The 19,249-nt window shown below is 63.6% G+C and carries 19 protein-coding genes and 1 tRNA gene; 9 read left to right on the top strand and 11 right to left on the bottom strand.

The genetic code is table 11. The annotated features are described in order from the left end of the window. Nucleotides 1-128: 128 nt before the first annotated feature. Nucleotides 129-1,016, top strand: a complete 888-nt coding sequence (locus tag E3T27_RS04775) for a 1,4-dihydroxy-2-naphthoyl-CoA synthase (protein ID WP_134571757.1) — start codon at nucleotides 129-131, stop codon at nucleotides 1,014-1,016. Nucleotides 1,017-1,283: 267 nt separating this feature from the next. Beyond that, nucleotides 1,284-3,155: an FAD-binding monooxygenase gene (locus tag E3T27_RS04770; protein ID WP_134571756.1), complete on the top strand. Its 1,872-nt coding sequence runs from the start codon at nucleotides 1,284-1,286 to the stop codon at nucleotides 3,153-3,155. Nucleotides 3,156-3,188: 33 nt separating this feature from the next. Here the strand turns inward: E3T27_RS04770 and arfB are convergent, their stop codons facing one another. From arfB to E3T27_RS04740, 6 genes are all read right to left on the bottom strand, one after another. Beyond that, nucleotides 3,189-3,611, bottom strand: a complete 423-nt coding sequence (gene arfB / locus E3T27_RS04765; protein WP_104195649.1) for an alternative ribosome rescue aminoacyl-tRNA hydrolase ArfB — start codon at nucleotides 3,609-3,611, stop codon at nucleotides 3,189-3,191. Between the two features lie 119 nt (nucleotides 3,612-3,730). After that, entirely contained in the window at nucleotides 3,731-4,498 is a 768-nt protein-coding gene (locus E3T27_RS04760; RefSeq protein WP_104195648.1) for an SCO1664 family protein, read from the bottom strand. Next, a complete protein-coding gene (locus E3T27_RS04755) occupies nucleotides 4,498-5,037 on the bottom strand; it encodes a DUF3090 domain-containing protein (RefSeq protein WP_104195647.1) in 540 nt (179 codons plus the stop codon). Before E3T27_RS04755 ends, E3T27_RS04760 begins: the two co-directional genes overlap by 1 nt. A 132-nt stretch (nucleotides 5,038-5,169) precedes the next feature. After that, nucleotides 5,170-6,090 (bottom strand): pseudouridine synthase, encoded by a 921-nt coding sequence (locus E3T27_RS04750; protein ID WP_134571755.1) that lies wholly within the window; start codon nucleotides 6,088-6,090, stop codon nucleotides 5,170-5,172. Nucleotides 6,091-6,323: 233 nt separating this feature from the next. Then, nucleotides 6,324-6,989 carry an SDR family NAD(P)-dependent oxidoreductase gene (locus E3T27_RS04745; RefSeq protein WP_104195645.1) on the bottom strand — a complete coding sequence of 222 codons (666 nt, stop codon included), beginning with the start codon at nucleotides 6,987-6,989 and terminating at the stop codon, nucleotides 6,324-6,326. A gap of 70 nt (nucleotides 6,990-7,059) precedes the next feature. Continuing rightward, complete coding sequence (locus E3T27_RS04740) at nucleotides 7,060-8,748, bottom strand: long-chain-fatty-acid--CoA ligase (RefSeq protein WP_134571754.1); 1,689 nt, start codon at nucleotides 8,746-8,748, stop codon at nucleotides 7,060-7,062. Between the two features lie 281 nt (nucleotides 8,749-9,029). Here E3T27_RS04740 and E3T27_RS04735 point away from each other — a divergent pair, with 281 nt between their 5' ends. Further along, nucleotides 9,030-10,097, top strand: a complete 1,068-nt coding sequence (locus E3T27_RS04735; protein WP_134571753.1) for an NAD(P)-dependent alcohol dehydrogenase — start codon at nucleotides 9,030-9,032, stop codon at nucleotides 10,095-10,097. A 112-nt stretch (nucleotides 10,098-10,209) separates the two neighbouring features. Next, a complete protein-coding gene (locus E3T27_RS04730; protein WP_134571752.1) occupies nucleotides 10,210-11,187 on the top strand; it encodes an aldo/keto reductase in 978 nt (325 codons plus the stop codon). A 4-nt stretch (nucleotides 11,188-11,191) separates the two neighbouring features. Here the strand turns inward: E3T27_RS04730 and E3T27_RS04725 are convergent, their stop codons facing one another. After that, nucleotides 11,192-12,070 carry a helix-turn-helix transcriptional regulator gene (locus E3T27_RS04725; RefSeq protein WP_134571751.1) on the bottom strand — a complete coding sequence of 293 codons (879 nt, stop codon included), beginning with the start codon at nucleotides 12,068-12,070 and terminating at the stop codon, nucleotides 11,192-11,194. Between the two features lie 269 nt (nucleotides 12,071-12,339). Here E3T27_RS04725 and E3T27_RS04720 point away from each other — a divergent pair, with 269 nt between their 5' ends. Beyond that, nucleotides 12,340-13,065 (top strand): SDR family oxidoreductase, encoded by a 726-nt coding sequence (locus E3T27_RS04720; protein WP_198417308.1) that lies wholly within the window; start codon nucleotides 12,340-12,342, stop codon nucleotides 13,063-13,065. Nucleotides 13,066-13,132: 67 nt separating this feature from the next. Here the strand turns inward: E3T27_RS04720 and E3T27_RS04715 are convergent, their stop codons facing one another. Both E3T27_RS04715 and E3T27_RS04710 read right to left on the bottom strand, forming a co-directional pair. After that, nucleotides 13,133-13,894 (bottom strand): MOSC domain-containing protein, encoded by a 762-nt coding sequence (locus E3T27_RS04715; RefSeq protein ID WP_134571750.1) that lies wholly within the window; start codon nucleotides 13,892-13,894, stop codon nucleotides 13,133-13,135. 165 nt (nucleotides 13,895-14,059) lie between these two features. After that, a complete protein-coding gene (locus E3T27_RS04710) occupies nucleotides 14,060-14,758 on the bottom strand; it encodes a class I SAM-dependent methyltransferase (RefSeq protein ID WP_104195638.1) in 699 nt (232 codons plus the stop codon). A 199-nt stretch (nucleotides 14,759-14,957) separates the two neighbouring features. Between E3T27_RS04710 and E3T27_RS04705 the strand changes: the two genes are divergently transcribed. Then, entirely contained in the window at nucleotides 14,958-15,965 is a 1,008-nt protein-coding gene (locus E3T27_RS04705) for an NYN domain-containing protein (RefSeq protein ID WP_134571749.1), read from the top strand. Here E3T27_RS04705 and E3T27_RS04700 read toward each other — a convergent pair. After that, on the bottom strand, nucleotides 15,962-16,702 hold the full coding sequence (locus E3T27_RS04700; RefSeq protein WP_134571748.1) for a hypothetical protein: 741 nt from the start codon (nucleotides 16,700-16,702) through the stop codon (nucleotides 15,962-15,964). The two genes, E3T27_RS04705 and E3T27_RS04700, sit on opposite strands and share 4 nt — an antisense overlap. Before the next feature lie 381 nt (nucleotides 16,703-17,083). On the opposite strand from E3T27_RS04700, the gene E3T27_RS04695 reads away from it, so the two are divergent. Next, a complete protein-coding gene (locus E3T27_RS04695; protein ID WP_134571747.1) occupies nucleotides 17,084-17,992 on the top strand; it encodes a hypothetical protein in 909 nt (302 codons plus the stop codon). A gap of 61 nt (nucleotides 17,993-18,053) precedes the next feature. Next, a complete protein-coding gene (locus tag E3T27_RS04690) occupies nucleotides 18,054-18,668 on the top strand; it encodes a class F sortase (protein WP_206750149.1) in 615 nt (204 codons plus the stop codon). Between the two features lie 201 nt (nucleotides 18,669-18,869). Here E3T27_RS04690 and E3T27_RS16915 read toward each other — a convergent pair whose 3' ends face one another. Continuing rightward, nucleotides 18,870-18,998, bottom strand: a complete 129-nt coding sequence (locus tag E3T27_RS16915) for a DUF6328 family protein (protein ID WP_241992123.1) — start codon at nucleotides 18,996-18,998, stop codon at nucleotides 18,870-18,872. 145 nt (nucleotides 18,999-19,143) lie between these two features. On the opposite strand from E3T27_RS16915, the gene E3T27_RS04685 reads away from it, so the two are divergent. Further along, nucleotides 19,144-19,220: transfer RNA gene (locus tag E3T27_RS04685), tRNA-Pro, on the top strand. The last annotated feature ends 29 nt before the right edge of the window (nucleotides 19,221-19,249 follow it).

The raw sequence follows: 19,249 nt of genomic DNA, 5'->3' as shown, positions 1-19,249 counted from the left end.
ATTCGACCAGCCAAACCCACGACTGTTGCTACGCCGTACGAGGATACTTCGCGTGCTCCTGCGATCGACAAATTAGAGTTATCAGCATGCGCGCTGACCAATGATCCGAGCACACCTAAGCTGAAACCATGACTCAGGTTTCCGAAATTTTTGACCCTTCACTATGGAAGCCCGTCGATGGCTTCACCGCGCTGCAAGACATCACCTACCACCACGACAACGCCGGGCGGGTCGCCCGCGTGGCCTTCAACCGCCCGGAGGTGCGCAATGCGTTCCGCCCGCAGTCTGTCGATGAGCTCTACCGGGTACTTGACGACGCCAGGCAGAACACGCGAATCGGCGTGGTGCTCCTCACGGGTAACGGGCCGAGCCCTAAGGACGGCGGCTGGGCATTCTGCTCCGGTGGTGACCAGCGTATCCGCGGGCGCGACGGCTACCAGTACCGTGACGGGGTCGCAAGCACGGGGCGGCTGCACATTCTCGAGGTGCAGCGACTCATCCGGTTCATGCCGAAAGTCGTCATTGCCGTCATTCCCGGCTGGGCGGCCGGCGGCGGTCACTCCCTGCACGCTGTCTGCGACCTCTCGATCGCCAGCAAGGAACACGGCATGTTCAAGCAAACGGATGCTGACGTCGGGTCGTTCGACGGCGGCTACGGCAGCGCCTATTTCGCCCAGCACGTCGGGCAGAAATTTGCCCGGGAGGTCTTCTTTCTCGCGCGTCCCTACGACGCTCAGCGCGCCTACGAGATGGGCGCCGTGAATGCCGTGGTGCCCCATGCAGAGTTGGAGACGACCGCACTGGACTGGGCCAACACCATCCTGACAAAATCGCCGACCGCGATCCGCATGCTGAAGTTCTCGTTCAACGCCGTCGATGACGGAATGGTCGGCCAGCAGATCTTCGCCGGTGAAGCCACCCGCCTGGCCTACGGCACCGACGAGGCCGTCGAGGGCAAGGACGCGTTCCTGGAACACCGCGAACCCGACTGGTCGCCCTTCCCCTGGCAGTTCTAGCGGGCAGCACGAACTCTCACCACCAAGTACCGACACACCTTTTTCGGCGGCCACCGCATCCATCCAGAGGGCGCTGAACAGGTTGATGAGCGGATGCCCATCCGTGCGCTGGTTGCGGAACTCGCCCGGTCATATATGATTCAAAAAACGATAATAGAACGCCGCATTCTATTATCGAACACAGACGATGCTGGCGTTCGAATCGCCGGACCGAGAGACCGTACCGAAAGACCACACCGAAAGTCCACACACAGAAGTGAGGAAACCGTGCAATTTCACCACCACGGATACGTGTCCACTGATCCCCGCAGGCAGGATGCGGCCGGAGTGGGCATCGATCGCCCCCTCGAACTCCCCGACAACGTCGACGTTCTGATCGTGGGAACGGGCCCGGCCGGCATGATCACCGCCGCCCAGCTCTCCCAGTTTCCCGGTATCACCACGCGCATCGTCGAGCGCCGCGGCGAACGCCTCGCGATCGGGCAGGCCGACGGAATCCAGGCCCGCAGCGTCGAGACCTTCCAGGCCTTCGGGTTCGCCGAGCGCATCATCGCCGAGGCCTACCGCATCACGGAGATGGCGTTCTGGAAGCCCGACCCCGCCAACCCGGCCAACATCATCCGTACCGCCCGCGCCATCGACGACCCCACCGGCATCAGCGAGTTTCCGCACCTCATCGTCAACCAGGCACGCGTGTTGGACTACTTCGCCGAGGTGATGGCCAATTCGCCCACCCGCATGACCCCGGATTTCGGCTATGAAATGCTCAGCCTGACCCACAGCAATGAGGGCGACTACCCCGTCACCGTGACGCTTCGGCACACCAGCGGAGAGCTGACCGGCCAGGAGCGCAAAGTGCACGCCCAGTATGTGGTCGGCGCTGACGGTGCCCACAGCGCCGTGCGCGATTCCATCGGCTGCACGCTGGCCGGTGACGCGGCCTTCCACGCCTGGGGCGTCATGGACGTGTTGGCCGTCACCGACTTTCCCGACATTCGCACCAAATGCGCCATCCAGTCCGGATCCGGCGGAAGCATCCTGCACATTCCGCGAGAGGGCGGCTACCTGTTTCGCATGTACGTCGACCTCGGCGAAGTGGCCGCTGACGACAATGGCGCCGTACGCTCGACGACGATCGACCAGATCATCGTGAAAGCCAACGAGATTCTGCACCCGTACACCCTCGACGTGAAAAACGTAGCCTGGCACAGCGTCTACGAGGTCGCCCACCGTCTCACGGACCGATTCGACGACCTGCTACCCGAGGAGATCGGCATCCGCTCCCCGCGGGTCTTCATCACCGGCGACGCCTGTCACACCCACAGCGCCAAGGCCGGCCAGGGCATGAACGTCTCAATGCAAGACGGCTTCAACCTCGGCTGGAAGCTCGGCTACGTGCTCGACGGCCGTAGCCCCGACAGCCTGCTCAGCACCTATTCCGCCGAGCGCCAGGTCATCGCCAAGAACCTGATCGATTTTGACAAGGAGTGGTCGAGCCTGATGGCGGCAAAGCCCGAAGACCTCACAGTTCCGCTCGAGGACTTCTACACCCAGACAGCGGAGTTTCCATCGGGCTTCATGACCCAATACCCGCCGTCGATGCTCATCGGCGAAGCGACCCACCAGGCGCTCGCCACCGGATTCCCCATCGGCAAGCGGTTCAAGTCCGCCCCGGTCGTGCGCGTCGGCGACGCCAACCCGGTGCAGCTAGGCCACCACCACCGCGCCGACGGCCGCTGGCGCGTGTATGCGTTCGCTGACGCATCCGCTGAAATACTGGCCACCTGGGCCAAGTGGATGCGGACCGCCCCCGATTCGCCGCTGCTCGCGCACACCCCGGCCGACAGCGACATCGACAGCGTCTTCGACCTGAAGGTGGTGTACCAGCAGGCACACACCGAGGTTGACGTGGGCCGGGTTGACGTGGCGTTTTTGCCGAGAACGGGCCCCTTTGGGCTGATCGACTACGAGAAGGTGTACGCCGCCGACCCGGATCACGACATCTTTGAGCAACGCGGCATCAACCGCGGCGGCGTCGTGGTGATCGTGCGTCCCGACCAGTACGTCGCCCACGTGCTTCCCCTGGCGGCCACTCACGAGCTGGCGAGGTACTTTCGGCAGATGTTGCTTGTTCGGTAGGCCTCAGCGAGCGGATGCCGGTGGGTCGCCCACCTACTCGGCCGCGGGCCGTTGCCGATTTTGCTTCGTGGCCGAGCGCTGCTGTTTGACCGCGAGGTGCCGCCGCGCGGAACCGCGGGTGGGCTTGGTCGCGCGCCGCGCCGCCGGTTCCGCGGCTACACCCGCAGTCACCAGGTCGGCGAGCTTTCGCAGGGCAATCTCGCGATTGCGCAGCTGGGAGCGCTGCTCGCTGGCGGCGATGGTGACCACCCCGGAAACGAGACGGTGATTCAGGCGGGTGAGCAGCAGCATCCGCTCGTCGTCGGACAGCACAGTGGACTCAGCGACGTTCCAGGACAGCTCGACCCGGCTGTCGGAAGTGTTCACGTGCTGGCCGCCGGGACCGGACGACCGCGAGAACCGCCAGCCGAGTTCACGCTCGGGAATGGTCAGCGCCGCCGACACCTCAAGATCCATGCCCCTAGCGTTGCACACCCCAGGATCCCCCGCGCACGACAAGCATCACAAACCCTGCGCAACCGGCCTCAGAACAGCGGCCAGCTCAGAACAGTGGCGAGCTCAGAACAGCCGCCAGCTCAGAACAGCGGCCAGGGCACGGCGGGCATGTCGCCGCTCGGGGCGGGGAATCGTGCGTCAGAGCGCAATTGGTCGCAGCGCGCGGCAAACGCCGTGAGTTCTTCGGCGCTGACCAGGCCAGCGAGGGTGTTGCCGAGTTCGCCGGACAGACCGGCTGTGACCCGGTCGATGCCGTCGAGCTCGTCGGTGGTGAGAGCGTCGCCCAGCCAGCCCCACAGTACGGTGCGCAGCTTGTGTTCGACGTGAAAGGTGAGCCCGTGATCGACTCCGTGTCGGTGCCCATCGGTCATCGCGAGAATGTGGTCGCCCTTGCGATCGGCGTTGTTCACGACCACGTCGAACACGGCCATCCGCCGAAGCGGGGCGCTGTCTTCGTGAATGAGGGTGACCATCCGTTCGTGCTCGTCTCGCCCGTCGAGAACGTGTCGCCACCCGGTTTCCGGAACGGCGTCCGCTGCCACCAGGTCGACGGGGCTCTGGGCGGGGTCGCTCTCCTGCCAGAGCTGCACCATGCCTTCGCCCATCGGACCCTCGCGCAGCCAGGTGCGCGGTACGACGTTCCAGCCGAAGGCTTGCGAGACCAGATAGGCCGCCACTTCACGATTGGCAAGGTTTCCGTCGGGAAAATCCCAGAGCGGATGCTCCCCCGCCACCGGTTTGTAGACGACCATCGCGCCATCGATGCTGCCCAGGAAGGTTGCATTCGAGGCCGTCGTGATTCGTCCGGTGAGTGTCAACTCGCCGTCGACCAGGTCAGGAGTCGGCATCAGTCCCCGGGAACGGTGCAGGTGTGGCCGTCGGCGTCGATGGGGTAACCGCAGAGGGAGCACATCGGCCGCCCGGCGCCCACGATCTCGCGAGTGCGCTTCGCGAACGCGCGAGCGGTGCCAACGGGTATGCGCACGAGCAACGCATTGGCCGCTTCAACCGGTTCGAGCAATTCCTCGTCTTCGTCGACCATCGGGTAGGCCTCGATCACCACTTGAACCGTTGATGGATCCCAGCCCAGGCTCATCGAGCCGGTGCGAAATTCCTCAGCGACCGGTTGCTCGAGCGGGTCATTATCGACGAGCTCGATGGGGGTCGTGGCCGGGATACTGAACGGGTTGCCCTCGAAGGTGATCAGCTGGTCGAGAATCTCGTCGATCTTCTCGGCGAGCAGCGCCGACTGCTGTTTCTCCAGCGCGATGCTGATGATTCGCGCGCCGCTGCGCACCTGCAGATAGAACGTGCGCTCCCCGGGCAAGCCGACGGTGCCGATGACGACCCGGTCAGGCCAGACGAACTCATGAACGATTTGGGGCATGTGCACATTTTAGACGCGAGAGCTGCGTGACGTCTGCGGCTCGGCCCGTTACCGACGAGAACGTCAGCTGAAAGGATGCATTGCGGTTATCGAATCGCTGGTCATAACCGGCGCAGGCATCAGTGACGCCGCTCAGTCGACTTCGCTGCGCAAGGGGAGCGTGCGCACGCTGACGAATTGCCGCGCTCCCCCGTCGATGGGGTCAGTGAAGCGCACCTCGTTCGCCAGCAACTGCAGGGGGCGGGTGAAATCGTCAAGCGCGATATCCTGCACAACGGGATAGAGCGGGTCGTCACTGATCGGAATTCCCAAGCCCAGCATGTGCAGGCGCAATTGGTGCGTGCGACCGGTGCGGGGCGTCAGCCGGTAGCTGCCCAGGCCATCGATCACCGATTCGAGTTCAATCAACGATTCAGCGTTGACCGGCCCGCCCGGCAGCACCTCGGCTTGCCAGCGACCAGGACGCGTGGTGAGGTGATTGCGCACCGTCACGGGCAGCTCGAGGCCCGTTCGCAGCGGAGCCAGCGCACGGTAGGTCTTGGCGACCTCACGGCGCTGGAACATCGACTGATACGCCCCGCGCCATCGTCCCTCGGTCGCCAGAATCAGCAGCCCCGACGTCACCCGGTCGAGCCGATGCAGCGGGGACAGCTCCGGAAGCTGCATTTGGGCGCGCAGGCGCACCACCACGCTCTGCACGACATGGCGCCCACGGGGAATGGACGAGAGAAAAGCGGGCTTGTCGATCACCACGATCCGATCGTCGCGATAGATCATATGAATGAGACCCGGAACTACGGATTCCTCGGCCAGATCGCGGTGGAACCACACAAAGGTGTACGGCTGGTAGGGGTCGCGGCCGCCGACTGCGGCGCCGGTGCCATAGACAAAACGTCCCTGGGCCAGAAATCCCGCCACGTCCACGAACTCCGACAACCGCTCGTCGAGCCAGGCCCCCATGGTTTCCCAGAGCGGATGCTGCGACCGTTCCGGCGTGCACACCCACGCGGCATCGAGGCCGTGCCGTTGCGGGAGCGGAGAACGCGGGGGCATCCACTGATCGTACGTGGCTCAGCCGTCACTGCGGGTGTACAGGCGCCGATCGAAATTGGGCCGATATGCCTGCGTGATTCTTCGTTCACAGCACCGACAGCTGCTGCCACCTGGCCTCGTTGCGCCAGTTATCTAAAAGCCCGCCCATGTTCGAACACGGGCGGGCTTTCTATACGCGTGCCGCGCGGTGTTCGCGGTCGCTCACGTGCACGTGCACGTGCACGTGACGAAGGTCAGTCGGCGCTGATCTGCAGGCGGAACCGGTCACGCTGGGTGTGAAGGTTCCAGAGGTGCTCGGCCAGCTTTGCCGGGTCTTTTTCGGGATCACCCGCGATGATTCGACCGCCGATGATGAGCTGGGAGACCTGGATCCCCTCTTCGCCGAGAACCTCATTCAGTAGCTGCGCGTAGGCGGCCTGTCCAGCAAAGGCAATGGATGTGCCCGCCAGGCTCCGTACCGGAGTCACGGCCGTGCCGCCGTTGACGAAGAGAATGGTGCCCCGGTTCTTCCCCAGAAAACGCATTCCGGGAACGACCTGGTGCACGGCCGCGACGGGGCCGTAGACGGAGAATTCGATCGGCCCAACCAGATCAGCGGGCGTGGTTTCCAGCACGGGACGCATGAAGTCCTTCTGCGGCAGAGGGCTGTACTGCAACACCTCGATCGCGCCGAGGGTCTCCGTGACCTGCTCGAGCACCCGGCTAATCGACGCCGGGTTCCGCACATCGGCGACGAAACCCTTCGCCGTGATTCCCTCTGTGCCCAGTTCCTCGGCCAGCGCATCCACTCGGCCCTGGTTGCGCGAAATCAGCGCAACGGAAAATCCTTCTGCTCCGAAACGACGCGCTACTGCTGCGCCGAGTCCCTTGCCTGCACCGATAATTGCGATAGTAGTCATATCGGTTGCAAGACCCCGCCCTGGGGAAATATTCCCCCATGATCAACCCAGCACCACCGTGGGCCCGGTATCAGAGCAGCGGTAAAACCTGCTCACGAACCTGCTTGCGCAACACCTTGCCGAGCATCGAGCGCGGTGTGTTCTCGATGTGCACGATCCGCCGCGGAATCTTGTAGGCCGCGAGGTGCTCCCGGCAGTGCGCCCGCAATGCATCTTCATCGAGGGTGGCACCGGCCTTGAGTTCGATCGCGGCGACAACCATCTCCCCGCCGCGTTCGAGCGGTCGACCGATCACTGCGGCGTCACTGACGCTCGGGTGCAGTCGCAAGACGGCCTCGACCTCGGAGGGCGACACGTTGAAACCACCGGTGATGATCAGCTCCTTGGCGCGGTCTACGATCGTGGTGAAGCCATCCTCATCCACGGTCACGATATCGCCGGTGCGCAGCCAGCCGTTGGGTAAGAGCGCCTTCGCGGTCTCCTCCGGGTTGTTCCAATAACCCTGAAAAACCTGCGGGCCCTTCAACAACAATTCACCCGGCTGCCCCAACGGCACCTCAACGTTCGGATCATCCAGATCGACCACTTTCATCAGGGTCGATGGGAACGGCACACCGATCGTGCCCGTGCGTCGGCTGGCATGAAACGGATTACCCAGGGCGACCGGAGATGACTCGGTCATGCCATAGCCCTCAACGAGAAGTCCGCCCGATACCGATTCCCAGAGTTCCACGACATGATCGGGCAGATTCATGGCGCCCGAAATGCAGTATTTGCACGAGCGCAGCGAGATTCCTTTTTCCTGTGCGGCGAGCGCCGTGCGCTCGTAGATCGGCGGCACCGCGCAGTAGACCGTGGCGGGCGACTTTTTCATGGCGTCGAGAATCAGCCCGGGCTCAAACTTGGGGAACAGCACGAGCAGGCCCTGCTTGCGGATGCCGTAGGTCAGGTAGAGGGTCATCCCGAACGCGTGGAACATCGGCAGGATCGCATAGAAGATTTCTTTGCGGTACTGCGCTCCGTGCATCCATGCCTCACCCTGCAGGGCATTGGAATACAGGTTGAAGTGGGTGAGCATGGCGCCCTTGGGGGTTCCCGTGGTGCCCGAGGTGTACTGGATGGCGGCCAGGTCATCGACCGAGGGGCGCGGATGCTCAAAATCGATCACGCCGAAAGCGAGCAGGTCCTTCCAGGCCATCGTGCCCGGTGCCGGGCCCGTCAGCGCCGCGCGTGATTGGCGCAGCCCCTTCACCGGCAGGTGCAGGGCGAGGCGCTTCAGGGTGGGAAACGCCGTGAGGAGATTGACCGAGACAACGTGGTCGATCTCGATGTCGGCCGGGAACTCCCGCACGGCGGCCGTCGCCTTGTCCCAGGCGATAACAATGCGGGCCTGATGATCTTCGAACTGGTGGCGCAATTCCCGGGACGTATAGAGCGGATTGTGCTCCACCACCACCGCGCCGAGGCGCAGCACCGCGTAGAAAGCGACGACGTGCTGGGGGCAGTTCGGCAAGATCAGGGCCACTCGATCGCCAGCTTTCACCCCGAGGCGACGCAATCCCTCCGCGGCCCGGTCAATCTGATCGCCGAGTTCGGTGTAGGTCGTTCGACGCCCGAAAAACTCCAGCGCGGGGTGAGTGCCGGCTTCGGCCACTGCACGCTCGAGCATGGCCACGAGGGACTCCGTGGGAAGTTCAATCTCGGCGGGAACGCCCGGTTGATAGTTCTTGACCCACGGCTCGTGCTCAGTGTTTGCCATGACACCATCCTCCCCGATTTCAAGCTGAATCCTGCGCGTGACGAGCGGATGCCGTGACACCGCGAACGCATTACCTCAGGCATCCGCTGCCTGCGCCGCACCTGCACGCCCCCGCTGGTTGACACGCCGACATTCCCTGGGTGGGTCAGACAGTGCCACGTTCCAGACTCGATCATGTCGGTGGAATCACGTAACGTTGAGCGAGCGGATGTCACCGTCGACACGTGCCACGGCACGGGATTTCCTCGCATCTCATCATCGGCACTGAAAGACTTTTTTTTATGACGACCACTGTTCCTGCACTCGCCGCCCCCGCGGCCAACCAGCCCCTCGTTCGCACCACGATCGAGTTGCGCACCCCCGGCGCCCACGACGTGGCGATCGACATCAAGTTCGCCGGAATCTGCCACTCCGACATTCACCAGGCTCGCGACGAGTGGGGCGTTGGACTGTTCCCGATGGTTCCCGGCCACGAGATTGCCGGCATCGTCTCTGCCGTCGGCAGCGACGTCACCCGTTACCAGGTGGGCGACCGCGTCGGCGTCGGCTGCTTCGTGGACTCTTGCCGCGAGTGCGTCAACTGCCTCGCCGGCGAAGAGCAGTACTGCCTGAAGGGCGAGGTCGGCACCTACAACGACCGCAACCACGACGGCTCCCCCACCAACGGCGGCTACAGCACCGCGATCGTCGTCGACGAGAACTACGTGCTCGGCATCCCCGATGGCATCGAGCTCTCCGAAGCCGCTCCCCTGCTTTGCGCCGGCATCACGCTCTACTCCCCTCTCGTGAACTGGGAAGCCAGCCCCGGCAAGAAGGTTGCCATCCTCGGCATGGGCGGCCTCGGACACATGGGTGTGAAGATCGCCCACGCGCTCGGCGCCGAGGTCACCGTTCTCAGCCAGACCCTCAGCAAGAAGGAGGACGGCCTGCGTTTCGGCGCAGACCACTACTACGCCACCAGCGACCCGACCACCTTCACCGAGCTCGAGAACCACTTCGACCTCATCGTGAACACCGTGGCCGCGAACCTCGAACTGGAGGGCTACCTCAAGCTGCTCGCCCTCGACGGCACGCTCGTGCACGTTGGAATCCCCACCGAGCCTGACAGCGTGAAGATGGTGTGGCTCGCCGCCCAGCGTCGCTCCATCGCCGCCTCCAAGATCGGTGGCATCCGCCAGACCCAGGAAATGCTCGACTTCTGCGCCGCCCACGGAATCGGCGCCGACATTGAGATCATCTCGGTCGATCAGGTGAACGAAGCCTACGAGCGTGTTATCCGCAGCGACGTGCGCTACCGTTTCGTTATCGACGTGGCCACGTTTGCGAACGAGACCCGCGCCGACGCGTAGGCGCCCTGACCGGCGCGGCATAAGCCACACCGGTCGATAAAAAACCCAGGCACGAACTGCCCCGGGCCGCAGATACAACGCGGCCCGGGGCATCCGTCATTTAAGGAGTCCCATGAAGTATGTGAAGCTCGGAACCACCGGTCTGGATGTCTCAGCGCTCGCCCTCGGCTGCATGAGCTATGGCGAGCCGGAGCGCGGAAACCACGCTTGGACGCTGACCGAGGCGACCAGTCGGCCCTTCATTCGGCAAGCCGTTGAGGCCGGCATCAACTTCTTCGACACCGCAAATGCTTACTCGGCCGGGTCGAGCGAGGAAATCCTCGGGCGCGCCCTCGCGGAGTATGCCAGCCGCGACGAGATCGTCGTGGCCACCAAGGTCTACTCGCCGGTCGGCGAAGGTCCCAACCAGCGCGGCCTGTCACGCAAGGCGGTGCTGCAGGAGATCGACAACAGCCTGCGTCGCCTCAACCTCGACTACGTGGACCTCTATATCGTGCACCGCTTCGACCCCTTCACTCCCCTCGAGGAGACGCTTGAAGCCCTGCACGATGTGGTGCGCTCGGGTAAAGCGCGCTACCTGGGCGCCTCCTCGATGTTTGCCTGGCAGTTTACGAAAGCCCTGCGCCTGCAGCACGTGAACGGCTGGACGCCGTTCGTGTCAATGCAGAGCCAGTACAACCTGATCAGCCGGGAAGAGGAGCGCGAAATGTTCCCCCTCGCCGCCGACGCTGGTATCGGTCTCACCCCGTGGAGCCCGCTCGCGCGTGGAAAGCTGACCCGGGACTGGGACCAGACGACAGCCCGCACCGAAACGGACCTGATCAGCCAGGCCTTGTACGCACAGGCAGAGGTCGGCGATCGCGCCGTTGCTTCCGTCGTCGCTGACATTGCTGCTGAACGCGGAGTGCCGCTGGCTCAGGTAGCCCTGGCCTGGGTGTCGGGTAACCCCGCTGTGACGGCGCCGATCGTTGGCGCCACGAAGCCGCAGCACCTCGACGATGCCATCGCCTCGCTCGACCTCGAACTCAGCGCCGACGAGCGGGCGCGCCTTGAAGCATCGTACGTTCCGCGTCTCCCCGAAGGGTTCTAAAGCATCAGCGGATGGACTCGAGCGCGGGGGCATCCGTCTGATCTGTGCGCCAGGAGGCCAGGATGCGCAGCGCGTCGTTTGAGGCGGATGCCGGCTGGGTGCTGTAGACGAAGAGTTGCTGGTCTGGTTCGCCTGGAACAGGGAAGGTCTCGTAGTCCACATCCACCCGGCCCACGATCGGGTGCTCGAAGCGCTTCACGCCGAACGTGCACTCCCACACCCGGTGCTGGCTCCACCACGCGCGAAATTCGTCGCTCTTGACGGTCAACTCACCGATCAACTCGTTGAGATCCCGGTCGTTGGGGTGGGACCGCGCGTCGTGACGGAGCATAGCCGCCACATCGCACGCCACAATGTCCCAGTCCAGGTACAGCGTGCGCGCCGACGGGTCGAGGAATGTCCATCGGGCCATGCTGCGCCCGAGCCCCGAGGCCTTCGTGAAGTCCTTGAGCAGCAGCTTGGCGAGGTCGTTCATGGCCAGCACGTCCATGCCGACGCCGAGCACGAATGCTGGCTGCGTGGTGAAGGAATCCATGATGGTGCGCACCGACGTGCGCACTGCGTGGGTGCGCCGCCGCTGCTGGATGCGGCCGCCGGTCGAGGCGGATAACAGCGAGAACAGGTAGCTGCGCTCCGCCTCATTCAGGTGCAGCACCCCGGCGAGCGCGTTGACAACGGCATCGGATGCCTGCGTCACCCGGCCCTGTTCCATGCGCGCGTAGTAGTCAACGCTCACACCGGCCAGCCCCGCTACTTCGTCACGGCGCAGTCCGGGTACCCGCCTGGCGGGCGCGTGGGGGTTGACCAACACGCCGACGTCGGTTGGCGTGAGTCGCGCCCGGGCCGAGCGCAGAAAATCAGCGAGGGTATCTTTGTCGTCCATCCCTCCAGTATCTCAAACCAACGCACGTCGAAGTGGGAAGGGTCGGCCCGCCTGTTGTCGACCAGGACCTCAGCGCACACGCACGCTCGCGATTGCACAGCTGTTCGCTGGTGTCATCAACTGTACGATTAGGTATTCGTGCAAGTCTGGGTTCTCCAGCGTCTGTCGGGTGTAAAGCTGCACCGTGCCTTCTGTTTCCAGCATTTGATGGATCAGCGCCGGGTCGCCTTCCTTGCCTCCTCCCGAGCAAGAGAGCCACACATATGAAAATGCAGGATCTGACCGCCAAAATCGCTGTTATCACGGGAGCCTCGAGCGGAATTGGAGCAGCAGCAGCGCGCCTTCTCGTCGAGGAGGGTGCCCACGTCATCCTCGTCGCCCGGCGCGTGGAACGGTTGCAGGAGCTCGCCGCCGAACTCGGAGACTCCGCGACAGTCATGCAGGTCGATGTCGCAGATGCCGCCGCCGTCACATCGATGTTCGCCACCATCAAGAGCCGTTTCGGTGGGGTGGATCTGCTCTTCAACAACGCCGGCCTGGGCATCAATTCGCCGTTTGAGAGCAGCGACCCGGATGACTGGAAGTCAATGATCGATGTAAACCTGTATGGCGTGCTGAACTGCACCCAGGCGGCCATCCCTCTCATGCGCGGTCGGGCCGGCGCCATGATCTGCTCCGTTTCGAGCGTCGGTGGCCGCTATGGCGCAGCCACTTGGTCGGTCTACAGCGCGACGAAGTATGCCGTCGTCGGTTTTCACGATGCCCTGCGCAAGGAACTGGGCGAGGAGGGAATCCGCGTGTCGGTCCTTGAACCGGGCGCCGTCTGGACCGAGTTCGGCGAGAACGTCAGCGATGCGCTCCTGACCCGGCGCACCCAGCTGGAAGCGATGCAGTCCGAAGACGTAGCCCAGGCCCTCGTCTTCGCTTTTGCGCAGCCGGCCAATGTACTCATCCAGGAGATTCTCATGCGCCCGGTCAAGCAGATCGCTCCCTGACCTGCTGCCGCTTGGCGGCCGGCACCGTATCAACCGCGGACAGAGTCGATATCGGCCCGGCCTCTCGTCAGCGAACGGGGAGTAATCGCACCGGGTCGCCGCGGCCGACGCTTCCCGGGCGAATGACCTGCGCGTAGACACCGAATGGAATGTCACTCCCGCTCAGCCGGTAGCGGGCGAGGGTCTTCAGCAGGTTCGTGCCGCGAGCGCCGGTGTCGGGCTCCAGGTCGATGACCGCGCAGCGCGGGATGCCGGCGCCCACGAGCAGGCGTGCGCTCCCCAGCTCGAGTTCACGACCGGCCCAGGAGTCTTCCACGTGTGCAGCCGCGTCGCCCGTGTCGATTGTGAACGTCGCCCGAAACCGGCGAGCGTCAACGGTCGTGGCGGCCTCAGCGGCGAGGCGGCGCAGCGAACTCGTCGTCACGAGGGTGACGGAGTCGCCGTAGACCACGCCGCCCGGGCCGTTGACCTGTGCCACAGCGACATCCTTGCCGAGCAAACGAGAGAATACCCGAGCCCACGGCCCTTCGACCACGTGCATGCCAACGGCGCGACCCCAATAGTCGAGGGTGACAGTTTGACCGTTCAACTCGGGCTTCGCGGCAACCACCTGCCCGCCGATGTCGACCGACAGTACCCCGTCGTCCCACCGGGCTTGGCAGGTGGGCAATAACGGATGCTCAACGGTCTTCAACACCCGGCCGTTCGCAAGGTCGACGACCGCGAAAATTCGGTCCCCCGCCGGACCGTGCGCTTCAAGCAGCACGTTGTCGCGCGTCGTGTGTCGGCCGCCCTTGAGGGCCGACAGGCCAATGTCGCGAATCTGCATAATAGTGATCACCCTAACGGCAAACTGCTTCCGGGCCGCGACTCTCAGCCCGCGATGAGCAGAGGCATACCGCGGGCGCTGCCCGGGGGCACTTCCAAACGTCCCGCAGACCCCAACGCCCGCGTGGCGGTTGCGGAGCGCCGGCCGCAATCTAACTGCAGCCGATCAGCGCAGTCGTCGAGCCCGGAGGACAACGTCATGCGTGTGATGTGACCCGGCGCCGGTTGCGACATGGCGCGGCCGGGTCTCGTCGACCTCGACCTGCCAGCTGTCGTCCAACAGTGCAGCGACCTCTGCGGGGCCTACATAGTCGTCAACATGAAAACCGTGGGCCGCGGCCTCCTCCTTCGTCGGCGCGGGGTGATGCACAAAGAGCAGCACACCATTGGGAGCGACCGCCGCGAGCAGCGCGTGCTCGGCGACGTTCCCGTCGGTGCGCAGCAGCGCGGGGTACTGCGCAGAGACGAGATCAAAGGACGCCCGCGGCAGCGCCGCGTCGACCAGGCCGGCGTGTAGCCAGTTCACCGTCACGTTGCGAACGGCGGCCTGGGCTACTGCCCGGTCGAGCGCCACCTGCGACACGTCCAGCGCGGTAACGCGCCAGCCATGTTCCGCCAGATAGAGGGCATCCGCTCCCTCGCCACAGCCGACATCCAGAGCGCGCCCGGCCGGTAAATCCTGCATCTCGGTCAGGAGTGTCCCGTTCGGATGCCCGCTCCACAGCTGTGCCATGTCGGCGTAGCGCGCGTCCCAGAATTCCTCGACCACGCCGGGATCGCGGGGGGCGTGAACAGCACTTGCCGCCTCCGCGTTGTCGTGGTCGGTCTCAGCGTGATCGGGTAAAAACTCGTTCGTGTGCTCCATGGTTCAAGCATCCGGCTTTCACGGGTTTGCGACAACTTCTGATGCCCCCCGGAGCGATCACGGCCAGGTACACCTGACGCCCACAGCAGTCGATTGCTGGTGCAAGTGGCCAGCCGAGTTGCCCTGCCCCCGCCGCTCGGCGCAGACTGGAGGCACCGGATCGCAACTGAGTCTTCCGCCTGTGGCTAAGGAGCTCACTATGACTGAACCGAACGATGCGCGCGTCGGCCTCTACATCGACTTTGACAACATCGTCATCTCGCGTTACCAGCAGCTGCACGGGCGCAATGCTTTCCAGCGCGACGGCATCCGCGATTTCAATAAGTCGAGTGCGGATGCCGACCTCGAGGTCGCCGCGCGGCTCGCCTCCGCCACGGTGGACTTCAACGCCATCATCGACTTTGCCGCATCGTTTGGCACCCTGGTCGTCAATCGTGCCTACGCCGACTGGTCGGTGCCGGTCAATGCGAGTTACCAGCGTCAGCTCATGTCTCGAGCGGTGGACCTGACCCAGCTATTCACCACGACCACCCGCGGAACCAAGAACGGTGCCGACATCCGTTTGGCCGTCGACGTGGTCGAAGACCTCTTTCGACTGCCCGATCTGACCCACGTGATCATCATCGCCGGCGACTCGGACTACATTGCCCTGGCTCAGAAGTCGAAGCGGCTGGGTCGGTTTGTGGTGGGCATCGGCGTCGCGGGCTCGACGAGCACATCACTCGCGGCCGCGTGCGATGAGTTCGAGGACTACGACTCGCTGCCCGGAATTGGCAAAGGCACCGCTACGACCACCACGGAAAGGCCCAAGGCCAGCAGGAAGGCTCCAGAAACTGCCGAGACCGTACCCGACCCGGCGCCTGTCCAGACCCGTATATTCACCACGATCCCCATGTTCTCGCACATCGAGGACGCGCAGTTCGACGAGCCTGAGGTCGGCGACGACATTGACCCACAGACGCTCGCCACGGAGCTCCTGGTGCGTGCGCTGCAAATCGGTCACGCCAAGGGTGACGCCGACGAGTGGCTCAACACGGGCACGATCAAGAACCAGATGCGCCGCATGGACCCGTCTTTCAACGAGAAGCCGTTAGGCTTCCGGTCCTTCACCGACTTTCTCTCCTCGCGCAGCGAGCTGGCCGAGCTGAAAGAGGATGGCCCGCAGCGGCTCATCCGGCTGCGCCCCGAGGCAGAAAGCAGACGCTAAAGAGTCAACTCACTCTGCGCAGCGGATCGGCGACGGGAGAGCGCTGCTACCCCTGCCGCCACGAGCATCGCCACGCCCGCCGCGGCCGTTGACACGGCGACGATCGTCTCGGTGAAGGGGGTCGTGTCGTGCGACTGATAGCCCACGATGGCCGGCGCGATCTGAAAGGTGACGACGATAGTGCCGGGCAAGGTGACGGCGAGCAGCAACAGGCACGCGACGGATGACGCCCACGACACGAGCAGCCAGCGCACGCTCAAGGCGATCAAACCGGCGAACCCGACCAAGCTCAGGAACAGCTGCACCGGCAGAAATTGCAGCGGAGACGGAACGCCGATCAGGCCCGAAACGAGGGCGTGCATGCCGGTGATGCCGAAGGATGCCGCGGTCGCGACGGTGAGCATCCGCTCAAGGCCGCCGTCGCGATGCGCGACCGATCGCGCCACGGCCGTGATGCCCAGCGCCAGCAGCAGAAGACCCACGCCGAAGAATTGCGCGGTCGTGCCGAGGTCTTGCCACGGGTCCGCGGGGTAGGAGTAGTCGAATCGGTGGTCTTCAATCGAGATGTCGGTGCTCGTCCGGGAAGCGCTGAGCACGACCCACCGTTCCAGCGAGGCGACAAGCTGCAGCGCGGCCGCTGCGAAAAACAGCCCCGCTGCAACGAGCGACCATTGGGCCGAAACACGACGGGCACGATGTGTCTGCATGTGGTTATCGGTGCTAGCGATGGCTGCCATGCGCCCAGAGTAGCAACATGGCGCAAGCTTGCAAGCAATTTGCACGCAAGCGGCGGGCATCGACCGTCACCTCGGATTCGCAAGCCAGCCGGGCCCGTCAACCACCTGATATCTCGAATTCGCATGATTGACGTCAGCTTGGCGAAGCGCGTGGCTGTGCACGAGCTCAGCTGATCTGCGACTGCTCCCGCATCCGCCGAGGAGTGAGTAAATGATATAGATTTCCAGCGCACCATGAGTTTTTTGGCAGCTGAAGTGTGGGTCCCGCCGAAATCTCTTGGCGGTCGCTTCCGGAGAACCGAACGCAATGAGCGCTGCGCCCACAATTAATCCCACTCCATCACATGGCGTGTTATTGTCTGAGCCTATGTGAGGAGCGATGTGCACACAGCTATTTTTATTCCCGGTCTCGCCAACGCAACCCGTCCCGGTAAGTCGTTCACCAGAGTGTTCGTGCTCGCGGCGGTGGTACTCCTTGCCGTTTTTGGCTTGACGTTCGCTCCCTCCGGTTCGTCCGCATCAGCCGCGCAAACGATCGCCCAGTGCAACAATGTTGCGAACACTGGCGGTTTGGGTCTGAACTGTGATGTCACCGTTGTTAATAATCTCGACGCCAGCACCGGAGTGGCCAGTTCAACGGTGACCGTCAAGGAATGTCGCGCGGCTGCAAACACTGCTCCCACCTGCACAACCGCGACAACGTCGTATGACGCGCTCACCACATCGGTGAACCAATGCAACGATGCCGCCAATGGCGGAGGGTCCAGCGTGATCTGCAACGTGACCGTCACCAACAATGTGACCGGGGCGGCATCCACTGATGTCACGCCTGCAACGGTCAACCAGTGCAACGGAACTGGTGCGGAAGGCCCCGAGCCGACCTTGAGCTGCGACCCGTTCCCCGCCAGCACCACTAGCGCAACGATCACGCAGTGTAACGGATCAGTCAACGGCGGCGGCGCTTCCGACCGAGTCAACTGCACCGTGACCCCGTCAACGACCAGCGCGCTTCTCCCGGTGTCGATCAACCAGTGCAACGGCACGGCCAACGGCGGCGGATCCGTTGTCACCTGCGCCGCCTCGTTGACCAATATCACCCTCGCCGCCGCGCCGGCGCCAACGGCGACGCCGATCGCGAAAAACACTCTGCACGATTCCAAGACCGACGGTTTTAATCCCGCCCCTAGCGATGACGCGGGCGCTCCCGTGTTTCTCGGAATTGGCGCACTGCTTCTGGCCGCGCTAGTCGCTGCCGCAATTGGCGCGCGCCGAATCAGTGCTCGGCACTAAACGGGCAGCGCTCATCGGCGCATCTGCCCTCCTCTGTGTGATGTCGGTCGGATGGTTTCTTATGCCACCGACCGACTCTGCGCCAACGGCCACGGCCACGGCCACGGCCACGGCCACGGAGTCACCAAAAATTCACCGGGCGGTTCCGGCGACGCCGGCTCCACCCACGGCAGCGTCGTCCACAGAAGTAACGATTGCAGCTTCAGCGCCGCTGCGTCTCCGGGTACCCTCCATCGGGCTCGACGGAGCCGTATCCGAATACACCCAGGCCATGATCGAAGAACGGGGTGGATTTGACCCGTCCGAACTCACCACGATTTCCTGGGACACAACTATTTCCGGCGGAACGGCAGGCACGGACTCGACCAACACGGTGTACCTATATGGGCACTCCGCAGTCGAATCAGCAGTATTCAACAGCCTCAAAGATGTGCCATCCGGGGCCGTGGCGAGCGTTGACACGGCGAATGGCCGTCTGTGTTACGTCGAGCAAAAAACGCTTCAACTGAACAAGTCGGAGTACAAGTACAACGACGAACTCACCGACGCCATCCCCAACCGCCTGGTGCTCGTCAGTTGCTATCGCCCTTTCGACTACAACCCGGACGCGGCCACCGTGCAGAACATCGTCGTTGTGATGCAATTGGATCAGGCACAAACCGTATCCGGCTGCTAACTACCGTCGACCCGATTACCGGTCGGGTCGTCGGCTCTCGGGAGAATGACCCAGAACGAGAGGATGGCAAGGCCTGTTGCGCCGCCCGCGATAAAGCTAGCCGCTGCACGACGCCGGCGACCGAGAGCCCGTGCCCGAGGTAGAAGTTGAGGTAGATGATGATTAGATCGTGATAAACGTCGGTGAATCTAGTCTGGAAAGTCAGCGGCAGGAAAAGCCAGTGATTATTTGGGTACAAGTCTGCGTAACTCGGAGCTCTTGAAGGGTGTCGCCTTGATTACGGTCTAGGCGCTCGACAGTCGATTCGTCTCGACCGATCCTGGGATCCACACCCGATGTCTCAGCTGTGAGCAGATGCCAGTGCTCGTGGGCGAATGGGTTCCGACGATGTGTTCATGGAGCCTCACATAAGGCGGTAAGCTCTTACAGTTGTCTTCCGCAGGTTTTGAATATTGAAATCGCTTTGCGGAAGCGGCGGGCTGTGGCGCAGCTTGGTAGCGCACTTGACTGGGGGTCAAGGGGTCGCAGGTTCGAATCCTGTCAGCCCGACCAAAGGGCCGTTCGCGAAACTGTTCGCGAAA

The sequence above is a fragment of the Cryobacterium lyxosi genome, from assembly GCF_004403345.1.
Classification (GTDB): Bacteria; Actinomycetota; Actinomycetes; order Actinomycetales; family Microbacteriaceae; genus Cryobacterium; species Cryobacterium lyxosi.
Note: the sequence above shows the minus strand (reverse complement) of the source record. Positions and strands in the feature narration are given on the sequence as shown.

Bases quoted from the DNA above. Each gene is read 5' to 3' on its own strand.
- E3T27_RS04725 (WP_134571751.1), bottom strand. From the start codon at position 12,070: ATGGACGACAAAGATACCCTCGCTGATTTTCTGCGCTCGGCCCGGGCG.
- E3T27_RS04760 (WP_104195648.1), bottom strand. From the start codon at position 4,498: ATGCCGACTCCTGACCTGGTCGACGGCGAGTTGACACTCACCGGACGA.
- E3T27_RS04705 (WP_134571749.1), top strand. From the start codon at position 14,958: ATGACTGAACCGAACGATGCGCGCGTCGGCCTCTACATCGACTTTGAC.
- E3T27_RS04745 (WP_104195645.1), bottom strand. From the start codon at position 6,989: ATGACTACTATCGCAATTATCGGTGCAGGCAAGGGACTCGGCGCAGCA.
- E3T27_RS04710 (WP_104195638.1), bottom strand. From the start codon at position 14,758: ATGGAGCACACGAACGAGTTTTTACCCGATCACGCTGAGACCGACCAC.
- E3T27_RS04715 (WP_134571750.1), bottom strand. From the start codon at position 13,894: ATGCAGATTCGCGACATTGGCCTGTCGGCCCTCAAGGGCGGCCGACAC.
- E3T27_RS04730 (WP_134571752.1), top strand. From the start codon at position 10,210: ATGAAGTATGTGAAGCTCGGAACCACCGGTCTGGATGTCTCAGCGCTC.
- E3T27_RS04750 (WP_134571755.1), bottom strand. From the start codon at position 6,090: ATGCCCCCGCGTTCTCCGCTCCCGCAACGGCACGGCCTCGATGCCGCG.
- E3T27_RS04720 (WP_198417308.1), top strand. From the start codon at position 12,340: ATGCAGGATCTGACCGCCAAAATCGCTGTTATCACGGGAGCCTCGAGC.
- E3T27_RS04735 (WP_134571753.1), top strand. From the start codon at position 9,030: ATGACGACCACTGTTCCTGCACTCGCCGCCCCCGCGGCCAACCAGCCC.
- E3T27_RS04740 (WP_134571754.1), bottom strand. From the start codon at position 8,748: ATGGCAAACACTGAGCACGAGCCGTGGGTCAAGAACTATCAACCGGGC.
- E3T27_RS04700 (WP_134571748.1), bottom strand. From the start codon at position 16,702: ATGGCAGCCATCGCTAGCACCGATAACCACATGCAGACACATCGTGCC.
- E3T27_RS04690 (WP_206750149.1), top strand. From the start codon at position 18,054: ATGCCACCGACCGACTCTGCGCCAACGGCCACGGCCACGGCCACGGCC.
- E3T27_RS04775 (WP_134571757.1), top strand. From the start codon at position 129: ATGACTCAGGTTTCCGAAATTTTTGACCCTTCACTATGGAAGCCCGTC.
- arfB (WP_104195649.1), bottom strand. From the start codon at position 3,611: ATGGATCTTGAGGTGTCGGCGGCGCTGACCATTCCCGAGCGTGAACTC.
- E3T27_RS04755 (WP_104195647.1), bottom strand. From the start codon at position 5,037: ATGCCCCAAATCGTTCATGAGTTCGTCTGGCCTGACCGGGTCGTCATC.